Here is a 19,562-nt window from a genome sequence, read left to right on the forward strand (position 1 = left end):
TGAGGGGCCGACGACCCTGAATGTGAGGTACGGCGTTTCACCTGCGCCGGGCCGGAATGTGATCCGGAATGTGAAAGGGATTACAGCGCTGAACCGCGTCCGTCCGGCGTCCGTGGGAACGGATGACCCCGGCGCCGAAAACCACGTCCGGGCCGGCCCTCGACCCAGCCCCGCCGACAGGTCTAAACCAATTTTCCGTCGACCCTTGTCATCGGGCCCCCGGGTCTGATGAGCTGTGGCCTGGGACACAACGGACACCCTGGGAAAGGGAGATGTCGTGAGCAACGAAAGCCTGGCCAACCTGCTCAAGGAAGAGCGCAGGTTCGCACCCCCCGCCGACCTGGCAGCAGGCGCCAACGTCACGGCGGAGGCGTATGAACAGGCCAAGGCTGACAGGCTCGGCTTCTGGGCCGAGCAGGCCCGTCGGCTGACCTGGGCCAAGGAGCCGACCGAGACGCTGGACTGGTCGAACCCGCCGTTCGCGAAGTGGTTCAAGGACGGCGAGCTCAACGTCGCGTACAACTGCGTGGACCGGCATGTGGAGGCAGGGCTCGGCGACCGGGTCGCCATCCACTTCGAGGGCGAGCCCGGCGACAGCCGCGCGATCACCTATGCCGAGCTCAAGGACGAGGTCTCCAAGGCCGCCAACGCCCTGCTGGAGCTGGGCGTTCAGAAGGGCGACCGGGTCGCCGTCTACATGCCGATGATCCCCGAGACGGCGGTCGCGATGCTGGCGTGCGCCCGGATCGGCGCCGCGCACTCCGTCGTCTTCGGCGGCTTCTCGGCGGACGCCCTGGCCACCCGTATCCAGGACGCGGACGCCAAGGTCGTCATCACCTCCGACGGCGGCTACCGGCGCGGCAAGCCGTCCGCGCTCAAGCCGGCCGTCGACGAGGCGATCGGCAAGGTGGACAACGTCGAGCACGTGCTCGTCGTTCGGCGCACCGGCCAGGACGTCGCCTGGGACGACAGCCGGGACGTGTGGTGGCACGAGATCGTCGAGCGGCAGTCCGCCGAGCACACCCCCGAGGCGTTCAACGCCGAGCAGCCGCTGTTCATCCTCTACACGTCGGGGACGACGGGTAAGCCGAAGGGCATCCTGCACACCTCCGGCGGCTACCTCACCCAGGCCGCCTACACCCACCACGCCGTCTTCGACCTCAAGCCGGAGACGGACGTCTACTGGTGCACCGCCGACGTCGGCTGGGTCACCGGCCACTCGTACATCGTGTACGGGCCGCTGGCGAACGGCGCGACGCAGGTCATGTACGAGGGCACGCCGGACACGCCGCACCAGGGCCGGTTCTGGGAGATCGTGCAGAAGTACGGGGTGACGATCCTGTACACGGCGCCGACCGCCATCCGTACGTTCATGAAGTGGGGCGACGACATCCCCGCGAAGTTCGACCTCAGCAGCTTGCGGGTGCTGGGTTCCGTGGGTGAGCCGATCAACCCCGAGGCGTGGATCTGGTACCGCAAGCACATCGGGGCCGACGTCACGCCGATCGTGGACACCTGGTGGCAGACCGAGACCGGCGCGATGATGATCTCGCCGCTGCCGGGCGTCACCGCGACCAAGCCGGGTTCCGCGCAGACGCCGCTGCCCGGCATCTCCGCGACCGTCGTCGACGACGAGGCCAATGAGGTTCCGAACGGCGGTGGCGGCTACCTCGTCCTGACCGAGCCGTGGCCGTCGATGCTGCGCACCATCTGGGGCGACGACCAGCGCTTCCTCGACACGTACTGGTCGCGCTTCGAGGGCAAGTACTTCGCCGGTGACGGGGCGAAGAAGGACGACGACGGCGATATCTGGCTGCTGGGCCGCGTCGACGACGTCATGCTCGTGTCGGGGCACAACATCTCCACAACGGAGGTCGAGTCCGCCCTGGTCTCCCACCCGTCCGTCGCCGAGGCAGCCGTCGTCGGTGCCGCCGACGAGACCACCGGGCAGGCCATCGTCGCCTTCGTCATCCTGCGCGGCACGGCGAACGCGGACGACGAGGGCCTCGTCAACGACCTGCGCAACCACGTCGGCGCCACCCTCGGCCCGATCGCCAAGCCCAAGCGGATCCTGCCGGTGGCCGAGCTGCCCAAGACCCGCTCCGGCAAGATCATGCGCCGGCTGCTGCGGGACGTCGCCGAGAACCGCCAGCTCGGTGACGTGACGACGCTGACCGACTCGACGGTCATGGACCTCATCCAGGCCAAGCTCCCCGCCGCACCCAGCGAGGACTGAGTACCTCCACCGAAGGGCACCCGGCGACCAACGCGCCGGGTGCCCTTCGTGTACGTACGGTGGAACTCGACGGATGCAGTCCGGCGCACCCTTAGGTAAGCTAATCAAAACAATCTCAACCTCAGGTGCGCCGGGAAGTCTGGTCGGCATGTGCTTCGTCCTGCCCACCGACCGGAGGTCTCCCCCGTGGCCGCCCCCCGCACCACCACCCCCGCCCGCAAGGTCTTCGGACGACTGTCCCTCCCCGAGCGGAACTTCGTCGCGGAGGCGCTGCGCACCGAGACCGTCGGTGGTGTGCTTCTGCTCGTCGCCGCGATCACCGCGCTGGTCTGGGCGAACGTCCCCACACTGCACGACAGCTACGAGAGCGTCGGCCACTTCCACCTCGGCCCCGAGGCCCTCGGCCTGAACCTGTCCATCGAGCACTGGGCCGCCGACGGGCTCCTCGCGATCTTCTTCTTCGTCGCCGGGATCGAGCTCAAGCGTGAGCTGGTCGCCGGCGATCTCAAGGACCCCAAGGCGGCCGCGCTGCCGGTCGTCGCCGCGCTGTGCGGGATGGCGGTGCCCGCACTGGTCTACACGCTGACCAATGTCACCGGGGGCGGCTCGTCGGCGGGCTGGGCGGTACCGACCGCCACCGACATCGCCTTCGCGCTCGCCGTGCTCGCCGTCATCGGCACCTCCCTGCCCAGCGCGCTGCGCGCCTTCCTGCTCACGCTCGCCGTCGTCGACGACCTCTTCGCGATCCTGATCATCGCGATCTTCTTCACCGACCAGATCGACTTCGCCGCGCTCGGCGGCGCCGTCGTCGGCCTCGCAGTCTTCTGGCTGCTGCTGAGGAAGGACGTACGCGGCTGGTACGTGTACGTCCCGCTCGCCCTCGTCATCTGGGGGCTGATGTACAACAGCGGCGTCCACGCCACCATCGCGGGCGTGGCGATGGGTCTGATGCTGCGCTGCACCCGCCACGAGGACGAGCCGCACTCCCCCGGTGAGCACATCGAGCATCTGGTACGTCCGCTGTCGGCGGGCCTGGCCGTGCCGCTGTTCGCGCTGTTCAGCGCCGGTGTGGCCATCTCCGGCGGCGCGCTCGGCGATGTGTTCACCCAGCCGGAGACGCTCGGTGTCGTCCTCGGCCTGGTCGTCGGCAAGACGGTCGGCATCTTCGGCGGTACATGGCTGACGGCACGTTTCACCAGGGCCTCGCTCAGCGACGATCTGGAGTGGGCCGACGTGTTCGCCGTCGCGACCCTCGCCGGCATCGGCTTCACCGTCTCGCTGCTCATCGGCGAGCTCGCCTTCGCGGGCGACGCCGCGCTGACCGACGAGATCAAGGCCGCCGTACTCGTCGGCTCCCTCGCCGCGGCGACCCTGGCGACGGTGCTGCTGAAGATACGGAACGCCAAGTACCGCAGGATGGTCGAGGCCGAGGAGCGTGACGACGACGCGGACGGCATTCCGGACATCTACGAGGAGGACACGCCCGAGTACCACCTGCGGATGGCCGCCATCCACGAGCGCAAGGCCGCCGAGCACCGCCGGATCGCCGAGGAGCAGTCCGCCGCACGCCACGCGCTTGCCGAAGTGGCGGGCGGGGCAAGCGAGGAGGAGCACCGTCGGGCATGATCTGACGGGACGGTACAAAAGACGGAACCGTACGCAGTCAGGCAGAAGACGGAACCGTAACTACGAGGGAGACCGCGATGAGCGCACCCGACGGCAGCCCGGTCGGCGCCGAACGCAGCATCGGCCAGCTGTTCGCCTCGGCGACGACCGAGATGTCGGCGCTGGTGCATGACGAGATCGCACTGGCGAAAGCGCAGCTCAAGCAGGACGTCAAGCGCGGCGCGACGAGCGGCGGCGCGTTCACGGTGGCCGGCGCGGTGCTGGTGTTCTCGCTGCCGATGCTGAACTTCGCCCTCGCGTACGGCATTCGGACCTGGAGCGACTGGAACCTCGCGATCTGCTTCCTGCTGTCCTTCGCGGCGAACGTCCTCGTCGCCGCGGTCCTCGCGCTGATGGGCGTCGTCTTCGCGAAGAAGGCCAAGAAGAGCAAGGGCCCGCAGAAGGTCGCCGCCTCGATGAAGGAGACGGCGGGCGTCCTGCAGAAGGCCAAGCCGCATCCCCGTCCGGCCCCGGCGACGAGGCCGGAGCTGGAGGACCGGGCGCCCGCGGCCATCGAGGCTGTGGCACGCTCGTCGTCATGACGGATCCCGCCACCCCTTCGGCGCAACCTGCCTCAGTCGTACGACTGGACGTCCCCGGCGGGAAAGACGTGACACACCGGGACGTGGCCGCCAATGGTGCGCGCTTCCACATCGCCGAGATGGGCGACGGCCCGCTGGTGCTGCTGCTGCACGGCTTCCCGCAGTTCTGGTGGACCTGGCGGCACCAGCTCGTCGCCCTCTCCGACGCGGGCTTCCGGGCCGTCGCCATGGACCTCAGGGGCGTCGGCGGCAGCGACCGTACGCCACGCGGTTACGACCCGGCCAACCTCGCCCTCGACATCACCGGCGTGATCCGCTCGCTCGGCGAGCCCGACGCCGCGCTGGTCGGCCACGACCTGGGCGGATACCTGGCGTGGACGGCGGCCGTGATGCGCCCCAAGCTCGTACGGCGGCTCGCGGTCGCATCCATGCCGCACCCCCGGCGCTGGCGCTCGGCGATGCTCTCGGACGTCAAGCAGACGAGTGCGAGTTCCTACATCTGGGGGTTTCAGCGGCCCTGGATTCCCGAGCGGCAGCTGACGGCCGACGACGGGGCGCTCGTCGCCCGGCTGATCCGGGACTGGTCGGGCCCGCGCCTGCCGGACGACGAGGCGGTGGAGGCGTACCGCCGCGCGATCTGCATCCCGTCGACGGCGCACTGCTCCATCGAGCCGTACCGCTGGATGGTGCGCTCGCTGGCCCGCCCCGACGGCATCCAGTTCAACCGGCGCATGAAGCGACCGGTGCGTGTGCCGACGCTGCATCTGCACGGCTCCCTCGACCCCGTGATGCGTACGCGCAGCGCGGCCGGTTCGGGCGAGTACGTCGAAGCGCCGTACCGCTGGCGCCTGTTCGACGGGCTGGGGCACTTCCCGCACGAGGAAGATCCGGTCGCCTTCTCCACCGAACTGATCAACTGGCTGAAAGACCCCGAACCCGATCGGTGACCGCGCCGATGCGCCCGGTATCCGGAACTGAACGCGTGTCCTACGAACAGCCAATTGCCCGGCGCATAGGCCAATTGGGGGCCCTGGGGGCGGTTATCGACCTTGGGGCAGGGGCAGACGTCGGGGTATGGGCTGGACGCACGACTACAGTGACGCAGCACGCAATCGCCGCTCGGCCGGTGGGCTGAGCTCTCACCAGCGAGGCAGCGCCCCGCAGATGCAGGGTGCGGACCCGCGGGTGGGCATTCCGCGCATTCTGCGCCGCCGGGCCCGCTGGGTCTCGGTGCGCCTGCGCCACCCGCGCGGCTGACCGGCCGCCTTTTCACGGCCGGGCTCACAGCTCCTTCAGCACGGACCTACAGCGCGCAGCTGTCGCTGTCCACCTGCTGGTTGGCGGTACGCCCCTTGACGATGTCCTCCTGGATCTCGTCCGCGGTGAGCGCATAGCCGGTGTCGGCGTCGTCGAGGGACTTGGCGAAGACCACGCCGTACACCTTGCCTTCGGGCGTGAGCAGCGGGCCGCCGGAGTTGCCCTGGCGGACGGTCGCGTACAGCGAGTAGACGTCGCGGTGCACGGTGCCGCGGTGATAGATGTCCGGGCCGTTGGCCGGCAGGCGCCCACGCACGCGTGCGGCACGCACGTCGTACGACCCGTTCTCCGGGAAGCCCGCGATGATCGCGCTGTCGCCGCTCTCGGCGTCGGTCGCCGTGAACTGCAGGGCGGGCGCCTTCATGTTCGGCACGTCGAGTACGGCGATGTCGCGCTCCCAGTCGTAGAGGACGACCGTCGCGTCGTACCTCTTGCCCTCGCCGCCTATCTGGACGGTGGGTTCGTCGACGCCGCCGACCACATGCGCGTTGGTCATGACGCGGCGGTCCGCGAAGACGAAACCGGTGCCTTCCAGGACCTTGCCGCAACTCGTCGCCGTGCCCATGACCTTGACGATGGAGCGCTGGGCGCGGGTGGCCACCGGGCTGTTGGCCAGGGCCGGGTCGGGCGGGGAGACCTCCTTGATCGGCTCGTTGGCGAAGGGACTGAAGACCTGAGGGAAGCCGTTCTGCGCGAGGACCGAGGTGAAGTCCTTGAACCAGGTGTCGGCCTCGTCGGGCAGCGTCTCGGAGACGCCCAGCAGCACCTTGGAGCTGCGGACCTCCTTGCCCATCCCCGGCAGTGTGGTCTGCCCGAGGGCAGAGCCGATCAGCCAGGCCACCAGAAGCATGGCGAGGACGTTGACGAGGGCGCCGCCGGTCGCGTCCAGGGCGCGGGCCGGGGACCAGGTGATGTACCGGCGCAGCTTGTTGCCGAGGTGGGTGGTCAGGGCCTGGCCGACGGAGGCGCAGACGATGACGACGACGACCGCGACAACGGCGGCGGTCGTGCTCACCTCCGCGTTGTCCGTCAGCGCGTCCCAGATGACCGGAAGGAGGTACACGGCCACGAGGCCACCGCCGAGAAACCCGATCACCGAGAGGATGCCGACGACGAAGCCCTGGCGATAGCCCACGATCGCGAACCACACGGCGGCGACCAGCAACAGGATGTCCACCACGTTCACTGCTTCAGGCCTCGCCTCGTCACTTTCCGATCACCACAGGACGGCCGGGGGACCGAGGGCAGGGCGCCCCGGGCAACACAGCACGGCAGACACCCTGTCATGACCGCCAGTCGAGCGGGACCTGCTTGTCCCGGTCCCAAGGTCGCTCCCAGCCCGAGAAATGGAGCAGACGGTCGATGATTCCGGCCGTGAAGCCCCAGACCAGGGCCGATTCGACCAGAAATGCCGGACCTCGATGGCCGCTGGGGTGGACGGTGGTGGCGCGGTTGTCCGGATTCGTGAGATCCGCCACGGGGACGGTGAAGACGCGGGCCGTCTCGTTCGGGTCGACGACGCCGACCGGGGTCGGCTCGCGCCACCAGCCCAGCACGGGCGTCACGACGAAACCGCTGACCGGGATGTACAGCTTGGGCAGCACGCCGAAGAGCTGGACGCCGCCCGGATCGAGCCCCGTCTCCTCCTCGGCCTCGCGCAGAGCGGCCCGCAGCGGCCCGTCGGCCTTCGGGTCACCGTCCTCGGGGTCGAGGGCACCGCCCGGGAAGGAGGGCTGGCCGGCGTGCGAACGCAGCGAGCTGGCCCGCTCCATGAGCAGCAGCTCGGGCCCCTGCTCGCCCTCGCCGAAGAGAATCAGTACGGCGGACTGGCGCCCCGCGCCGCTCTTCGGCGGCAGGAACCGGCTCAGCTGCAACGGCTCGACCGTCTCCACGACCCGCACCACCGGATCCAGCCAGGTCGGCAGCCCGTCCTTGCTCAGCACCACCGGTCCGTCCTGCGTACCGCTCGCGCGCGTCATCGCCACCCCCGTCGTCCTGCCGACTCCAACGCCCGACGGCCCATGGATCGTTCCGCCCGAACCGTACGACCACACGCCTGTCGGCACCCGGATCGTTCCGACTTGCCCGTACGACCGCACGCCTGCCGCCACCTACACCGTTCCGCCGTAGCCCCATGACCGCACGCCCGCCGACACTCGGACCGTCCCGATGTGGCCATACGACCGCAAGCCCCCCGGCACCTCGACCGTTCCGCCCCGGCCGTACGGCCGCGTCGCGGCGCCCCAGCCCCTCCGGTTCCCACCGTCATCCGGCCCCCAGCGGCGGGGCCGGCTTGCCGCCCGCGTCCAGGTAGGACTGCGGGGGCTTGAGGCGTTGGCCGGGGAAGCCGCCCTTCTCGTACTTGAGGAGCTTCTTCGCCTTCTCCGGGTCCGTCTCACCCTCGCCGTACGCCGGGCAGAGCGGCGCGATGGGGCAGGCGCCGCACGCGGGCTTGCGGGCGTGGCAGATGCGGCGGCCGTGCCAGATCACGTGGTGCGAGAGGTCCGTCCAGTCGCTCTTGGGGAACAGCGCGCCGATCTCGGCCTCGATCTTGTCCGGGTCGGTCTGCTCGGTCCACTGCCAGCGCCGCACCAGCCGCTGGAAGTGTGTGTCCACGGTGATGCCGGGGCGGCCGTAGGCGTTGCCGAGGACGACGAAGGCCGTCTTGCGGCCGACGCCGGGCAGCTTGACCAGGTCCTCGAGCCGGCCCGGGACCTCGCCGCCGTGGTTCTCCACCAGCGACTTCGACAGGCCCATCACCGACTTGGTCTTGGCCCGGAAGAAACCGCAGGGGCGGAGGATCTCCTCGACTTCCTCGGGGTTGGCGGCGGCCAGGTCCTCGGGGGTGGGGTACTTGGTGAAGAGCGCGGGAGTCGTCTGGTTGACGCGCAGGTCGGTGGTCTGGGCGGACAGCACCGTGGCGACCAGGAGTTGGAAGGGGTTGTCGAAGTCCAGCTCGGGGTGGGCGTACGGAAAGACCTCGGCGAGCTCGCGGTTGATACGGCGGGCTCGGCGCACGAGGGCGGCGCGGGACTCGGCCGTGGGCGGCTTCGGGGTGACGGTCTTGACCGTGGATGCACCCTTTACTGCGGCGGTGACCTTCTCAGGGGCGATAGCGGGTTTTTTGGTGATCGCCTTCTTTGTGGTGACCTTCTTCGCGGTCACCTTCTTCGCGGTCACCTTCTTCACCGCCGCGGCCTTCTTCGCGGGGGCCTTCTTCGCAGCGACTGCCTTCTTCGCGGGCGTGGCTTTCTTCGCGGCCGCCGACTTCTTCACCGCCACTTTCTCGCCACCCGTCGACGCCTCACCTGACGCCCCTTTCGCCGCTTTTGTCGTTTTCCTTCCGCCACCGGGGCCCTGTTCGCCCACAGCGGAATCGCGACGTACAACCACCCGCCCAGCCCCCTTGGCCTGTGCTCTCACCGGCGATTTGGACACCCGGCCAGCCTAAAGCCCGACACTGACATCCGCCCCGGACCCTGAAGATCGGCCCCCAATTGGACCCCTGCCGCTTACCTCGGGACACCTGTGCGGCATCCTTGTGACAGATCACACTGTTTGGACCGTCCGGCAAAATGGGGAGCACGGTCCCCTGGTACACAGGGGAGCGATCCCCTGAGCAGGTCGACAAGGAGAGAACTCGTGGACGACGTTCTGCGGCGCAACCCGCTCTTCGCGGCGCTCGATGACGAGCAGTCCGCGGAGCTCCGCGCCTCCATGAGTGAGGTGACCCTCGCACGCGGTGACTCCCTGTTCCACGAGGGCGACCCCGGTGACCGGCTCTATGTCGTCACCGAGGGCAAGGTGAAGCTCCACCGCACCTCACCCGACGGCCGCGAGAACATGCTGGCCGTCGTCGGTCCCGGCGAGCTCATCGGCGAGTTGTCCCTCTTCGACCCGGGCCCGCGTACGGCGACCGCCACCGCGCTGACCGAGGTCAAGCTGCTGGGTCTGGGCCACGGCGACCTCCAGCCCTGGCTGAACGCCCGCCCCGAGGTGGCCACCGCGCTCCTGCGTGCCGTCGCGCGCCGACTGCGCCGCACCAACGACGCGATGTCCGACCTCGTCTTCTCGGACGTCCCCGGTCGCGTGGCCCGCGCGCTCCTCGACCTCTCCCGCCGCTTCGGCGTGCAGTCCGAAGAAGGCATCCACGTCGTCCACGACCTCACCCAGGAGGAGCTGGCCCAGCTGGTCGGCGCCTCCCGCGAGACGGTCAACAAGGCGCTGGCCGACTTCGCGCAGCGCGGGTGGCTCCGCCTGGAGGCGCGTGCCGTGATCCTGCTCGACGTGGAGCGCCTGGCCAAGCGGTCGCGCTGAGCGTCGCCGGCCCCGCATCCGGCCGGCATGCAGTCGTACGACACCGGGGTCCCGTCTCACCACGAGGCGGGACCCCGCTGCATTCGGCCACCCCTCGAACATCCACGCACCAGGAGATAGCCTCCGCCCATGGCAAACGGGCAGTGGTACCCACCGGAGTGGCCGGACCGCATCCGTGCGCTCGCGGAAGGAAGCCTGACCCCTGTCGTTCCGAAGCGGGCGGCCACCGTCATGCTGCTCAGAGACACCGGCGCCGGGCCGGCCGTGCACATGCTGCGCCGCCGGGCCTCCATGGCCTTCGCCGGTGGGGCGTACGCCTACCCGGGCGGTGGCGTCGATCCCCGCGACGAGCATCGGATCCGCTGGGCGGGCCCCACGCGCGCGTGGTGGGCACTCAGGCTCGGCGTCGATGAGGCGACGGCGCAGGCGATCGTCTGTGCGGCCGTGCGGGAGACATACGAAGAGGCGGGTGTCCTGCTCGCCGGGCCCACCGACGATTCCGTCGTCGGCGACACCACCGGCGAGGACTGGGAGGCCGACCGTGCCGCCCTGGTCGCCCGGGACCTGTCGTTCGCCGAGTTCCTGGACCGTCGGGGACTGGCCCTGCGCTCGGACCTGCTGGGCGCCTGGACCCGCTGGATCACCCCCGAGTTCGAGCCCCGCCGCTACGACACATGGTTCTTCGTCGCCGCTCTCCCTGAGGGCCAGCGCACCCGCAACGCCTCCACGGAGGCCGACCGTACGGTGTGGATCCGGCCCGCGGACGCCGCCGCCTCGTACGACAAGGGCGAGCTGCTGATGATGCCGCCCACCATCGCGACGCTGCGCCAGCTGACCCCGTACGACAGCGCCGCCCAAGCCCTCGCCACCGCCCCCGACCGGGACTTGACCGCCGTACTGGCACAGGCCCGCCTCGACAACGGCGAGATCGTGCTCTCCTGGCCGGGCCACGACGAGTTCACCAAGCACATCCCGACCGGCGGAGCCCCCGCATGACCCTGCCCGCAGTCCGCGCACCGCGCGCCATGCCCGCAGTGCCCGCAGATCCGGAAGGCCCCCTCGTATGACGGACGCAGCAGCCCTCCCCGGCCAGCCGCGAGGCGGGGTTCTCTCCGGCCCCGCCACCCCCCGCGCCGTCAACGTCCTCGCGCCCAACCCCTCCGCGATGACCCTGGACGGCACCAACACCTGGCTCCTGGCCGAACCGGACTCCGACCTCGCCGTCGTAGTCGACCCGGGCCCGCTGGACGAGGGGCATCTGCGCAACGTCATCGACACGGCCGAGAAGGCCGGCAAGCGCGTCGCCCTGACCCTGCTCACGCACGGCCACCCGGACCACGCCGAGGGCGCCGTCCGCTTCGCCGAGCTGACCGGTACGCGCGTGCGTGCCCTCGACCCGGCGCTGCGGCTCGGCGACGAGGGGCTGGCCGCCGGGGACGTGGTCAGGGTGGGCGGGCTGGAGCTGCGCGTCGTTCCGACGCCGGGCCACACCGCCGACTCCCTCTCCTTCCACCTCCCGGCCGACCGCGCCGTCCTGACCGGCGACACGGTCCTGGGCCGAGGTACGACGGTCGTGGCACACCCCGACGGCCGCCTAGGCGACTACCTGGACTCGCTGCGGCGGCTCAGGTCCCTCACGGTCGACGACGGCGTACACACCGTCCTCCCAGGCCACGGGCCGGTCCTGGAGGACGCGCAGGGCGCCGTCGAGTTCTACCTCGCCCACCGCGCCCACCGCCTCGCCCAGGTCGAGACGGCCGTGGAGAACGGCTACGGCACGCCCGCCGAGGTCGTCGCCCACGTCTACGCGGACGTGGACCGCTCCTTGTGGCCGGCGGCCGAACTGTCGGTGCGGGCGCAGTTGGACTACCTGGAGGAGCACGGCCTCATCTAGGGCCCGTCGTCCGGATCATCCAGGCGTCGCGGGGCCTGGCACGCACTGCCCCGGACGACCGGCCTCAGTCCGCCCCCGCCTGGCCCGCCTGATCCGGCCGCGGCGCTTTGACGCCGTGCACGCGCGCGTACTCCTCGGCGAGCCACGGCCCGAGATCATCGACGTACGACCGGAGGGCCTGCGCGTCTCCCACCGGCTCGTACCCGCGTACGGCCGCCGCCCGCATCTGCGCTGCCCGCGCGGGGTAGTACGCGCCGAAGGCCTCGGCCATCTCCGCCAGGTCACTGGTCCAGCCGTTCCAGCGCGGCATCACCAAAGTGAACCCGGTCCGTACGAGACGCCGGGACATGAACCGCACGAGCGGCTGCCGGGCCTCGTCCGTGTCGTCGGCTTCAGCGATGCGCCTGCGCCAGCGGGGCAGCAGCAGCGCGAGGTCCCCGTTGGTCTCCCGCGCGAGCAGGGAGTCGGGACGGTAGCGGGGCAGATACTCGGCCAGGTCCTCGCCGAGCAGCGGCGTGCACAGGCACGCGAGGAACCACCCCAGGTCGTACGTCTCCAGATCGCTCAGCACCCGCGCCCGGCTGCACAGCAGCGTCCCGGCCCCGTCGATCTGCGGGAACTCCTTGTCCAGCCCCGCATCGAGCTCCTGGGCGGCCTCCCGGTCGGCCTCGGCCGGCTCTTCGCGCAGGACGACCAGCAGATCGAGGTCGCTGCGGCCCACGCGCGCGGTACCGCGCGGAATCGACCCGTAGAGATAGGCGCTGTCCATCCGCGCCCCGAAGACGTCGAGCAGGCGCTCCCGCGCGCCGGCGACGACGGGCCGGAAGGCGCGGGGAACGCGCCCGAGGGCCCCTTCACGCCCGATGTACCCCTGGGCGTCGAGGCCTTTGCGGAGGACGGTTTCGGCCATGGGGCCACTGTGCCCTGCCGGGCGGCCGCGAGGCGGCTCATTTTCGGCGCCGCCCAACGATGTTCAGCCTGCCCGGGTGTCCCGGACAGGCTGCTACACGACGGCCGGTGTACGACGGTCCCGGCGCCGAAGGCTTACGCCTCCGTCAGCTCCACCTGGACCTCGACCTCCACCGGCGCGTCCAGCGGAAGGACGGCCACGCCCACCGCGCTCCGCGCGTGGACGCCCTTGTCGCCGAGGACCTCGGCGAGGAGCTCGCTCGCGCCGTTGATGACGCCCGGCTGGCCGGTGAAGTCCGAGGCGGAGGCCACGAAGCCCACGACCTTCACCACGCGCGCGATGCGGTCCAGGTCGCCCGCGACGGACTTGACGGCGGCCAGCGCGTTCAGCGCGCAGGTACGCGCCAGTTCCTTGGCCTCCTCCGGCGTCACCTCCGCGCCCACCTTGCCGGTGACCGGAAGCTTGCCCTCCACCATGGGGAGCTGGCCCGCGGTGTAGACGTACACGCCCGACTGCACGGCCGGCTGGTACGCGGCCAGCGGAGGCACGACCTCCGGGAGTGTCAGGCCCAGCTCGGCAAGCTTCGCCTCGACCGCGCTCATGCCTGCCTCTCCCGCTTCAGGTAGGCCACGAGCTGCTCGGGGTTGTTCGGCCCGGGCACGACCTGGACGAGCTCCCAGCCGTCCTCGCCCCAGGTGTCCAGAATCTGCTTCGTGGCGTGGACGAGCAGCGGCACGGTTGCGTATTCCCACTTGGTCATGTGGCCGACTTTATCCGTTGCAGGCGGAGGGCCATGCGGCCGACTGCGCTCAAGTTATCCACAGGCTGCTGCGTGACTCGCGCACCGACTGGTTAGGCTCGAAGGCGTGAGCAGGCTCCAGGTCGTCAGCGGCAAGGGCGGGACCGGAAAGACCACGGTCGCCGCCGCGCTCGCGCTTGCTCTCGCCACCGAGGGGAAGCGGACGCTTCTCGTCGAGGTCGAGGGCAGGCAGGGCATCGCGCAGCTCTTCGAGACAGAGGCGCTGCCCTATGAGGAGCGGAAGATCGCCGTCGCTCCAGGGGGCGGGGAGGTGTATGCCCTCGCCATCGACCCCGAACTGGCCCTTTTGGACTACCTCCAGATGTTCTACAAGATGGGCGGCGCCGGCCGGGCGCTGAAGAAGCTCGGCGCCATCGACTTCGCCACCACCATCGCGCCGGGTCTCAGGGACGTCCTTCTGACCGGCAAGGCGTGTGAGGCCGTGCGGCGCAAGGAGAAGAGCGGGCGGTTCGTCTACGACTACGTCGTGATGGACGCGCCTCCCACCGGGCGCATCACCCGCTTCCTGAACGTCAACGACGAGGTGGCGGGGCTCGCCAGGATCGGGCCGATACACAATCAGGCGCAGGCCGTGATGCGGGTGCTGAAGTCGGCGGAGACGGCCGTGCACCTGGTGACGCTGCTGGAGGAGATGCCCGTCCAGGAGACGGCGGACGGGATCGCCGAGCTGCGGGCGGCGCGGCTGCCGGTGGGGCGGATCATCGTGAACATGGTGCGGCCCGAGGTGTTGGACGGGACGGACCTGGAACTCGTACGCAGCGTGCCGCGTGCCGCCGTGGCCAAGTCGCTGTCCTCGGCCGGGCTCGGCGGCGCGCGGCGCGGCGGGAACGCCGAGCGGCTGGTGGACCCGCTGCTGGCGCAGGCCGACGAGTACGCCGAGCGGCATGCGCTGGAGCACGAGCAGCGGGCGGTCCTTCAGGAGTTGGGGCTGCCGGTGCACGAACTGCCCCTGCTGGCCGAGGGCATGGACCTGGCGGGCCTGTACGAACTCGCGGGCGAGCTGCGGGAACAGGGCCTGTCATGAGTCCGTTCTCAAGGCAGGGGCAGTGCGCGGCACGCCGGGAGCGGCCCGTCGTACGGCGGGACCGGCGCGCCGTACGTCAGAAGCGTCAGCGTCGGAAGCAGGGGATGTCATGAGTCGTCCGGAAGCCGCCCAGACGCACGACGCCGCACGTCAGCATCCCCCTCACCTCTCCCCCACGCGCGTGCTCGACCTCGACCCGCTGCTCGACGACCCGAAGACCCGCATCGTGGTGTGCTGCGGCTCGGGCGGCGTCGGCAAGACCACGACCGCGGCGGCGCTGGGGCTGCGGGCCGCCGAGCGGGGGCGGAAGGTGGTCGTGCTGACCATCGACCCGGCCCGTCGGCTCGCCCAGTCCATGGGCATCGACTCGCTGGACAACACCCCGCGCCGGGTGAAGGGCGTCGAGGGCGTCGGCGAGCTGCACGCGATGATGCTCGACATGAAGCGCACCTTCGACGAGATCGTCGAGGCGCACGCGGACCCCGAGCGGGCGGCCGCGATCCTGGGCAACCCCTTCTACCAGTCGCTCTCGGCGGGCTTCGCGGGCACGCAGGAGTACATGGCGATGGAGAAGCTGGGCCAGCTGCGGGCGAAGGACGAGTGGGACCTCATCGTCGTCGACACGCCCCCGTCCCGCTCGGCGCTGGACTTCCTGGACGCGCCCAAGCGGCTCGGCTCGTTCCTGGACGGCAAGCTGATCCGCGTGCTGCTGGCCCCGGCGAAGGTCGGCGGGCGTGCGGGGATGAAGTTCCTGAACGTCGGCATGTCGATGATGACGGGGGCGCTCGGCAAGCTGCTCGGCGGGCAGTTGCTGAAGGACGTACAGACCTTCGTGGCGGCGATGGACTCGATGTTCGGCGGCTTCCGTACGCGCGCGGACGCGACGTACAAGCTGCTGCAGGCACCCGGCACGGCGTTCCTGGTGGTGGCGGCGCCGGAGCGGGACGCGCTGCGCGAGGCCGCGTACTTCGTGGAGCGGCTGGCCGCCGAGGACATGCCGCTCGCGGGTCTGGTGCTCAACCGGGTCCACGGCAGCGGCGCCGACCGGCTGTCCGCCGAGCGGGCGCTCGCCGCCGCGGAAAATCTTGAAGAGCCCCGCATTGTGGATCAGGAGGGCGGGAAAGCTGGACTTCGTAACTCCCCCGACACGTACGACAGTTCAGAATCGGACGCTTCCGAGGCACCGGCTCCTGACGAAGGCTCCCCCGCCGTCACGGACATGGAGCGAACCGCAGCCAAGGACGAGCCACAGTCCGTCACCCCGCATCTGGAGCGGTCCGTCGACCAGCTCGCGGCAAGCCTGTTGAGGCTGCACGCCGAGCGGATGCAGCTGCTCTCCCGCGAGCAGCGCACGCGTGATCGCTTCACCGCGCTCCACCCCGAGGTGGCGGTGGCCGAAGTGGCCGCGCTGCCCGGCGATGTGCATGACCTCGCGGGACTGCGGGACATCGGCAACCGGCTCGCGGCCAATCGGCCGGAGCTGCCTGATCCCGCGGTCGGCGCCTGAGGGAGTCCTCTCGGGCCCGCCCGAGGGCAGACCCTGTCCGCAGTGTGCGGGGAGGCCTCGTGGCCCCCTCAGCTCACCGCCGCGTAGTTCTCGTACACCTCGTCGTCGTCGAGGGGCAGGATGCCCGCCCCGCGCTCGTACTCCGTACGTGCCGTCTCCAGCAGCCGGCGCCACGAGGTGACGGTCGGCCGCCTGCGCAGCAGTGCGCGGCGCTCCCGCTCCGTCATGCCTCCCCACACGCCGAACTCGACGCGGTTGTCGAGCGCGTCGGCCAGGCACTCCGTGCGCACCGGGCATCCGGTGCACACCGCCTTGGCCCTGTTCTGCGCTGCTCCCTGAACGAACAGTTCATCCGGATCGGTAGTGCGGCAGGCCGCCTGCGCACTCCAGTCGACTACCCAGCCCATACCGGCGCCGTCCTCTCCCGAATCGAGGCTCCCCCACGGCGGCAGCGGCATATTCACCGCCGCCAGTTGAGGACGTTACGGAAGGTGGGCACAGCGCAACACCCCCTTCGGGCCCAATCTTGAATGGCCCGAACGGACTATGCGTAAGCGGCAGATCACCCGGGGGAGTGAGCCTGCGACATGCGTGACTTTCCCGGCAAACCGGGACAGTTCTGTTGAGTCACAACGGACGCCGGATGACACACAAGGCGGATTCGGACACGTGCCCACCAAAAAAGTGGGGAACCTCCGCAACGATTCGGGGTCGCCGGACGTATTGATACGTGGCCGCACTGCTGTGACAGTTGAGAGCAGCTTAGGCCAAGGCCTGCGCGCCTGTCCGGGAAACGGGCTGCATCCATCAGCGAGCTCTGCTCGCGGGTGGACGCCTGACTTTGCCGTGCCATGGCTCACGTCGGCTCACCGTGCCCATTGCGTGCTCCCGCACCGGTCGGCCCTCGGTTCGCTCATCTCTACGGTTTAGGCTGCCTCCATGCCAAAGAAGCGCTCAGGCGGTGGTCTGTCGGCGACGCAGCAGGCCGCGAAGTTCCTCGGTGTCAGTGTGCTCGCGGGAGCCGTGCTGGCCGGCATCGCGCTGCCCGCCGTCGGCGCGCTGGGACTTGCCGCCAAGGGATCGGTCGAGAGTTTCGACGAGCTCCCGGCCAACCTCAAGACCCCGCCGCTGAGTCAGCGCACCACGATCCTGGACGCCAAGGGCGGCACGATCGCCACGGTCTACTCGCGCGACCGCACGGTGGTCGACCTCAAGGACATCTCGCCGTACATGCAGAAGGCGATCGTCGCGATCGAGGACGCCCGCTTCTACCAGCACGGCGCGGTCGACCTGAAGGGCGTCCTGCGTGCCCTCAACCGCAACGCCCAGAGCGGCGGCGTCAGCGAAGGCGCGTCCACCCTCACGCAGCAGTATGTGAAGAACGTCTTCGTCGAGGAGGCCGGGGACGACCCGACGAAGGTCGCGCAGGCCACCCAGCAGACCCTCGGCCGCAAGATCAAGGAGCTGAAGTACGCGATCCAGGTCGAGGAGGAGCTCGGCAAGAAGAGAATCCTCGAGAACTACCTGAACATCACGTTCTTCGGCCAGCAGGCGTACGGCGTCGAGGCCGCCGCCCACCGCTACTTCTCCAAGTCCGCCAAGGACCTCAAGCTCCAGGAAGCCGCGCTGCTCGCCGGCATCGTCCAGTCGCCCAGCCGCTACGACCCGGTCAACGACGAGGCCGAGGCCACCAAGCGGCGCAACACCGTGCTGCAGCGCATGGCCGACCTCGGCGACGTCTCCCAGGCGGAGGCCGACAAGGCCAAGGAGACCCCGCTCGGCCTGAAGGTCACCAAGCCCAAGAACGGCTGCATCACCGCGGTCAAGGGCGCCAGCTTCTTCTGCAAGTACGTCGAGAAGGTCTTCGTCAGCGACCCGGTCTTCGGCAAGAACCGCGAGGCCCGCGCCAAGATCTGGAACCAGGGCGGCCTGACCATCACGACGACCCTCGACCCGCAGGCCCAGGAGTCGGTCCAGGCCTCGCTCAAGGACCACGTCAACCAGACGGACAAGGTCGCGGCCGCCGCCACCCTGGTCGAGCCCGGCACCGGCAAGATCCTCGGCATGGGCCAGTCGAAGCCGTTCGGCTACGGCAAGAACGAGACCGAGCTCAACTTCTCGGTCGACTCGGAGTACGGCGGCTCCAACTTCGGCTTCCCGACCGGTTCGACGTTCAAGCCGTTCGTGGCCGCGGCCGCGCTGGAGGAGGGCCGACCGCCGACGCAGGAGTACTCGTCCCCGTACGAGATGCCGTACCCGAGCCCGGTCCAGACGTGCGAGAGCACGCCGTGGACCAACCGCAACAACGAGAAGCTGGAGAACGAGAGCGAGTCGGAGCACGGCCCCTACCGCCTGAAGAAGGCGATGGAGCTGTCGGTCAACACCTACTTCGTGCAGATGATCGCCGACATCGGCCTGTGCCCGGTGGTCAACATCACCGACAAGCTCCAGGTCCGCCAGGGCAACGGCGACAAGCTCCCCGAGCGCCCCGCCATCGCCCTCGGCTCCGTCGGCCTCTCGCCGCTGACGATGGCGAGCGCGTACGCCGCCTTCGCCTCCCGCGGCATGTACTGCACGCCGATCGCCATCGAGTCGATCTCGCAGAAGGTCGGCGGCGAGCGGAAGTCGCTGGAGGTGCCCAAGTCGACGTGCTCGCGCGCGATGTCCGAGCAGACCGCGGACACCATCAACAACCTGCTGCAGGGCGTGGTCGACTCCGGTACGGGCAAGGAGGCCGGTCTCACCGACCGCGACAGCGCCGGTAAGACGGGTACGACGGACGAGCGCCGCAACGCCTGGTTCGTCGGCTACACGCCGAACCTCTCGGGCGCCGTCTGGGTCGGCAGCGCCACCCAGAAGGTCAAGATGCGGAACATCTACATCGGCGGCGAGTTCCACGACCTGGTCTACGGCGGCCGAGTCCCCGGCCCGATCTGGCGGGACGCCATGACCGGCGCCCTCGAGGGCAAGCCCGTCGAGCAGTTCAACTTCGTCCGCATCCCCGACGACGAAGACCGTGACCGGGGTGACGGAGACGGCGACGACAACGGGAACCAGAACGGCGGCAACGACGGGAACAACGGCGACGACAACGTGATCGGCGGCCTGGTCGGCGGCGGCAACAACGGCGGCACGGACGGCGGCACGTTCCCGACCCCGACCTTCTCGATCCCGGAGGGCTGGTGGCAGGGCCAGTCGAACGGGAACGGCAACGGGGGCCGCGGCTGACGCGGTGACCCCTTGAGACAGGGACCGTCTGTCGTATGGGGGCCGGTCGTATGGGCGCCGGTCGCACGGGGCGTTCGCTGGTGTCGGCTGCCCGTGCCGTGG

General features: G+C 69.9%; 18 protein-coding genes. 11 read left to right on the forward strand and 7 right to left on the reverse strand.

All coding sequences use genetic code 11. The annotated features are described in order from the left end of the window. Positions 1-277 precede the first annotated feature (277 nt). From acs to EHO50_RS45215, 5 genes are all read left to right on the forward strand, one after another. Positions 278-2,236, forward strand: coding sequence for an acetate--CoA ligase (gene acs / locus EHO50_RS26280; protein ID WP_128433677.1), 1,959 nt, complete (start codon positions 278-280; stop codon positions 2,234-2,236). A gap of 186 nt (positions 2,237-2,422) precedes the next feature. Beyond that, entirely contained in the window at positions 2,423-3,862 is a 1,440-nt protein-coding gene (gene nhaA / locus EHO50_RS26285) for a Na+/H+ antiporter NhaA (protein WP_128433678.1), read from the forward strand. Positions 3,863-3,939: 77 nt separating this feature from the next. Continuing rightward, on the forward strand, positions 3,940-4,443 hold the full coding sequence (locus EHO50_RS26290) for a phage holin family protein (RefSeq protein ID WP_128433679.1): 504 nt from the start codon (positions 3,940-3,942) through the stop codon (positions 4,441-4,443). Next, positions 4,440-5,390: an alpha/beta fold hydrolase gene (locus EHO50_RS26295; protein ID WP_128433680.1), complete on the forward strand. Its 951-nt coding sequence runs from the start codon at positions 4,440-4,442 to the stop codon at positions 5,388-5,390. Before EHO50_RS26290 ends, EHO50_RS26295 begins: the two co-directional genes overlap by 4 nt. Before the next feature lie 127 nt (positions 5,391-5,517). Beyond that, positions 5,518-5,700, forward strand: coding sequence for a hypothetical protein (locus EHO50_RS45215; RefSeq protein WP_128433681.1), 183 nt, complete (start codon positions 5,518-5,520; stop codon positions 5,698-5,700). Positions 5,701-5,746: 46 nt separating this feature from the next. On the opposite strand, the gene EHO50_RS26305 is transcribed toward EHO50_RS45215, so the two are convergent. The 3 genes from EHO50_RS26305 to nth all read right to left on the reverse strand — a co-directional run bounded on the left by EHO50_RS26305 (position 5,747) and on the right by nth (position 9,036). Beyond that, positions 5,747-6,946, reverse strand: coding sequence for a MarP family serine protease (locus tag EHO50_RS26305; RefSeq protein ID WP_128433682.1), 1,200 nt, complete (start codon positions 6,944-6,946; stop codon positions 5,747-5,749). Positions 6,947-7,043: 97 nt separating this feature from the next. Further along, positions 7,044-7,739, reverse strand: a complete 696-nt coding sequence (locus EHO50_RS26310; RefSeq protein WP_128434024.1) for an NUDIX hydrolase — start codon at positions 7,737-7,739, stop codon at positions 7,044-7,046. Positions 7,740-8,025: 286 nt separating this feature from the next. After that, positions 8,026-9,036 carry an endonuclease III gene (gene nth / locus EHO50_RS26315; protein WP_246101497.1) on the reverse strand — a complete coding sequence of 337 codons (1,011 nt, stop codon included), beginning with the start codon at positions 9,034-9,036 and terminating at the stop codon, positions 8,026-8,028. A gap of 366 nt (positions 9,037-9,402) precedes the next feature. Between nth and EHO50_RS26320 the strand changes: the two genes are divergently transcribed. The 3 genes from EHO50_RS26320 (at position 9,403) to EHO50_RS26330 (ending at position 11,971) form a co-directional block, all read left to right on the forward strand. Then, positions 9,403-10,077, forward strand: coding sequence for a Crp/Fnr family transcriptional regulator (locus EHO50_RS26320; RefSeq protein WP_015658871.1), 675 nt, complete (start codon positions 9,403-9,405; stop codon positions 10,075-10,077). Between the two features lie 129 nt (positions 10,078-10,206). After that, complete coding sequence (locus EHO50_RS26325; RefSeq protein ID WP_128433683.1) at positions 10,207-11,073, forward strand: NUDIX hydrolase; 867 nt, start codon at positions 10,207-10,209, stop codon at positions 11,071-11,073. A gap of 67 nt (positions 11,074-11,140) precedes the next feature. Continuing rightward, a complete protein-coding gene (locus EHO50_RS26330; RefSeq protein WP_128433684.1) occupies positions 11,141-11,971 on the forward strand; it encodes an MBL fold metallo-hydrolase in 831 nt (276 codons plus the stop codon). A gap of 64 nt (positions 11,972-12,035) precedes the next feature. On the opposite strand, the gene EHO50_RS26335 is transcribed toward EHO50_RS26330, so the two are convergent. The 3 genes from EHO50_RS26335 to sp36 all read right to left on the reverse strand — a co-directional run bounded on the left by EHO50_RS26335 (position 12,036) and on the right by sp36 (position 13,641). Then, the gene (locus EHO50_RS26335) at positions 12,036-12,881 is read right to left on the reverse strand and encodes a nucleotidyltransferase domain-containing protein (RefSeq protein WP_128433685.1); all 846 of its coding nucleotides are present in this window, start codon (positions 12,879-12,881) and stop codon (positions 12,036-12,038) included. 134 nt (positions 12,882-13,015) lie between these two features. Next, positions 13,016-13,483 carry a RidA family protein gene (locus EHO50_RS26340; RefSeq protein ID WP_128433686.1) on the reverse strand — a complete coding sequence of 156 codons (468 nt, stop codon included), beginning with the start codon at positions 13,481-13,483 and terminating at the stop codon, positions 13,016-13,018. Beyond that, positions 13,480-13,641 (reverse strand): Sp36 family protein, encoded by a 162-nt coding sequence (gene sp36 / locus EHO50_RS26345; RefSeq protein ID WP_010986011.1) that lies wholly within the window; start codon positions 13,639-13,641, stop codon positions 13,480-13,482. The genes EHO50_RS26340 and sp36 overlap by 4 nt, the downstream gene beginning before the upstream one ends. A gap of 106 nt (positions 13,642-13,747) precedes the next feature. Between sp36 and bagA the strand changes: the two genes are divergently transcribed. Together bagA and bagB are read left to right on the forward strand one after the other, a co-directional pair. Then, a complete protein-coding gene (gene bagA, locus EHO50_RS26350) occupies positions 13,748-14,725 on the forward strand; it encodes an ATPase BagA (protein ID WP_128433687.1) in 978 nt (325 codons plus the stop codon). 109 nt (positions 14,726-14,834) lie between these two features. Further along, complete coding sequence (bagB, locus tag EHO50_RS26355) at positions 14,835-16,232, forward strand: ATPase BagB (RefSeq protein ID WP_128433688.1); 1,398 nt, start codon at positions 14,835-14,837, stop codon at positions 16,230-16,232. A 68-nt stretch (positions 16,233-16,300) separates the two neighbouring features. Here the strand turns inward: bagB and wblA are convergent, their stop codons facing one another. Next, complete coding sequence (gene wblA, locus EHO50_RS26360; protein ID WP_062697668.1) at positions 16,301-16,639, reverse strand: transcriptional regulator WblA; 339 nt, start codon at positions 16,637-16,639, stop codon at positions 16,301-16,303. A gap of 532 nt (positions 16,640-17,171) precedes the next feature. Here wblA and EHO50_RS26370 point away from each other — a divergent pair. Further along, positions 17,172-19,460 carry a transglycosylase domain-containing protein gene (locus tag EHO50_RS26370; RefSeq protein ID WP_128433689.1) on the forward strand — a complete coding sequence of 763 codons (2,289 nt, stop codon included), beginning with the start codon at positions 17,172-17,174 and terminating at the stop codon, positions 19,458-19,460. Positions 19,461-19,562: the final 102 nt, after the last annotated feature.

The organism is Streptomyces cyaneus (assembly GCF_004028635.1).
GTDB classification, from domain to species: Bacteria; Actinomycetota; Actinomycetes; order Streptomycetales; family Streptomycetaceae; genus Streptomyces; species Streptomyces cyaneus.

Excerpts from the sequence above, each read along its gene's own strand:
- EHO50_RS26290 (WP_128433679.1), top strand. The coding sequence starts at position 3,940 with ATGAGCGCACCCGACGGCAGCCCGGTCGGCGCCGAACGCAGCATCGGC.
- EHO50_RS26295 (WP_128433680.1), top strand. The coding sequence starts at position 4,440 with ATGACGGATCCCGCCACCCCTTCGGCGCAACCTGCCTCAGTCGTACGA.
- EHO50_RS45215 (WP_128433681.1), top strand. The coding sequence starts at position 5,518 with ATGGGCTGGACGCACGACTACAGTGACGCAGCACGCAATCGCCGCTCG.
- EHO50_RS26310 (WP_128434024.1), bottom strand. The coding sequence starts at position 7,739 with ATGACGCGCGCGAGCGGTACGCAGGACGGACCGGTGGTGCTGAGCAAG.
- EHO50_RS26325 (WP_128433683.1), top strand. The coding sequence starts at position 10,207 with ATGGCAAACGGGCAGTGGTACCCACCGGAGTGGCCGGACCGCATCCGT.
- EHO50_RS26330 (WP_128433684.1), top strand. The coding sequence starts at position 11,141 with ATGACGGACGCAGCAGCCCTCCCCGGCCAGCCGCGAGGCGGGGTTCTC.
- EHO50_RS26335 (WP_128433685.1), bottom strand. The coding sequence starts at position 12,881 with ATGGCCGAAACCGTCCTCCGCAAAGGCCTCGACGCCCAGGGGTACATC.
- EHO50_RS26340 (WP_128433686.1), bottom strand. The coding sequence starts at position 13,483 with ATGAGCGCGGTCGAGGCGAAGCTTGCCGAGCTGGGCCTGACACTCCCG.
- sp36 (WP_010986011.1), bottom strand. The coding sequence starts at position 13,641 with ATGACCAAGTGGGAATACGCAACCGTGCCGCTGCTCGTCCACGCCACG.
- bagB (WP_128433688.1), top strand. The coding sequence starts at position 14,835 with ATGAGTCGTCCGGAAGCCGCCCAGACGCACGACGCCGCACGTCAGCAT.
- wblA (WP_062697668.1), bottom strand. The coding sequence starts at position 16,639 with ATGGGCTGGGTAGTCGACTGGAGTGCGCAGGCGGCCTGCCGCACTACC.
- EHO50_RS26370 (WP_128433689.1), top strand. The coding sequence starts at position 17,172 with ATGCCAAAGAAGCGCTCAGGCGGTGGTCTGTCGGCGACGCAGCAGGCC.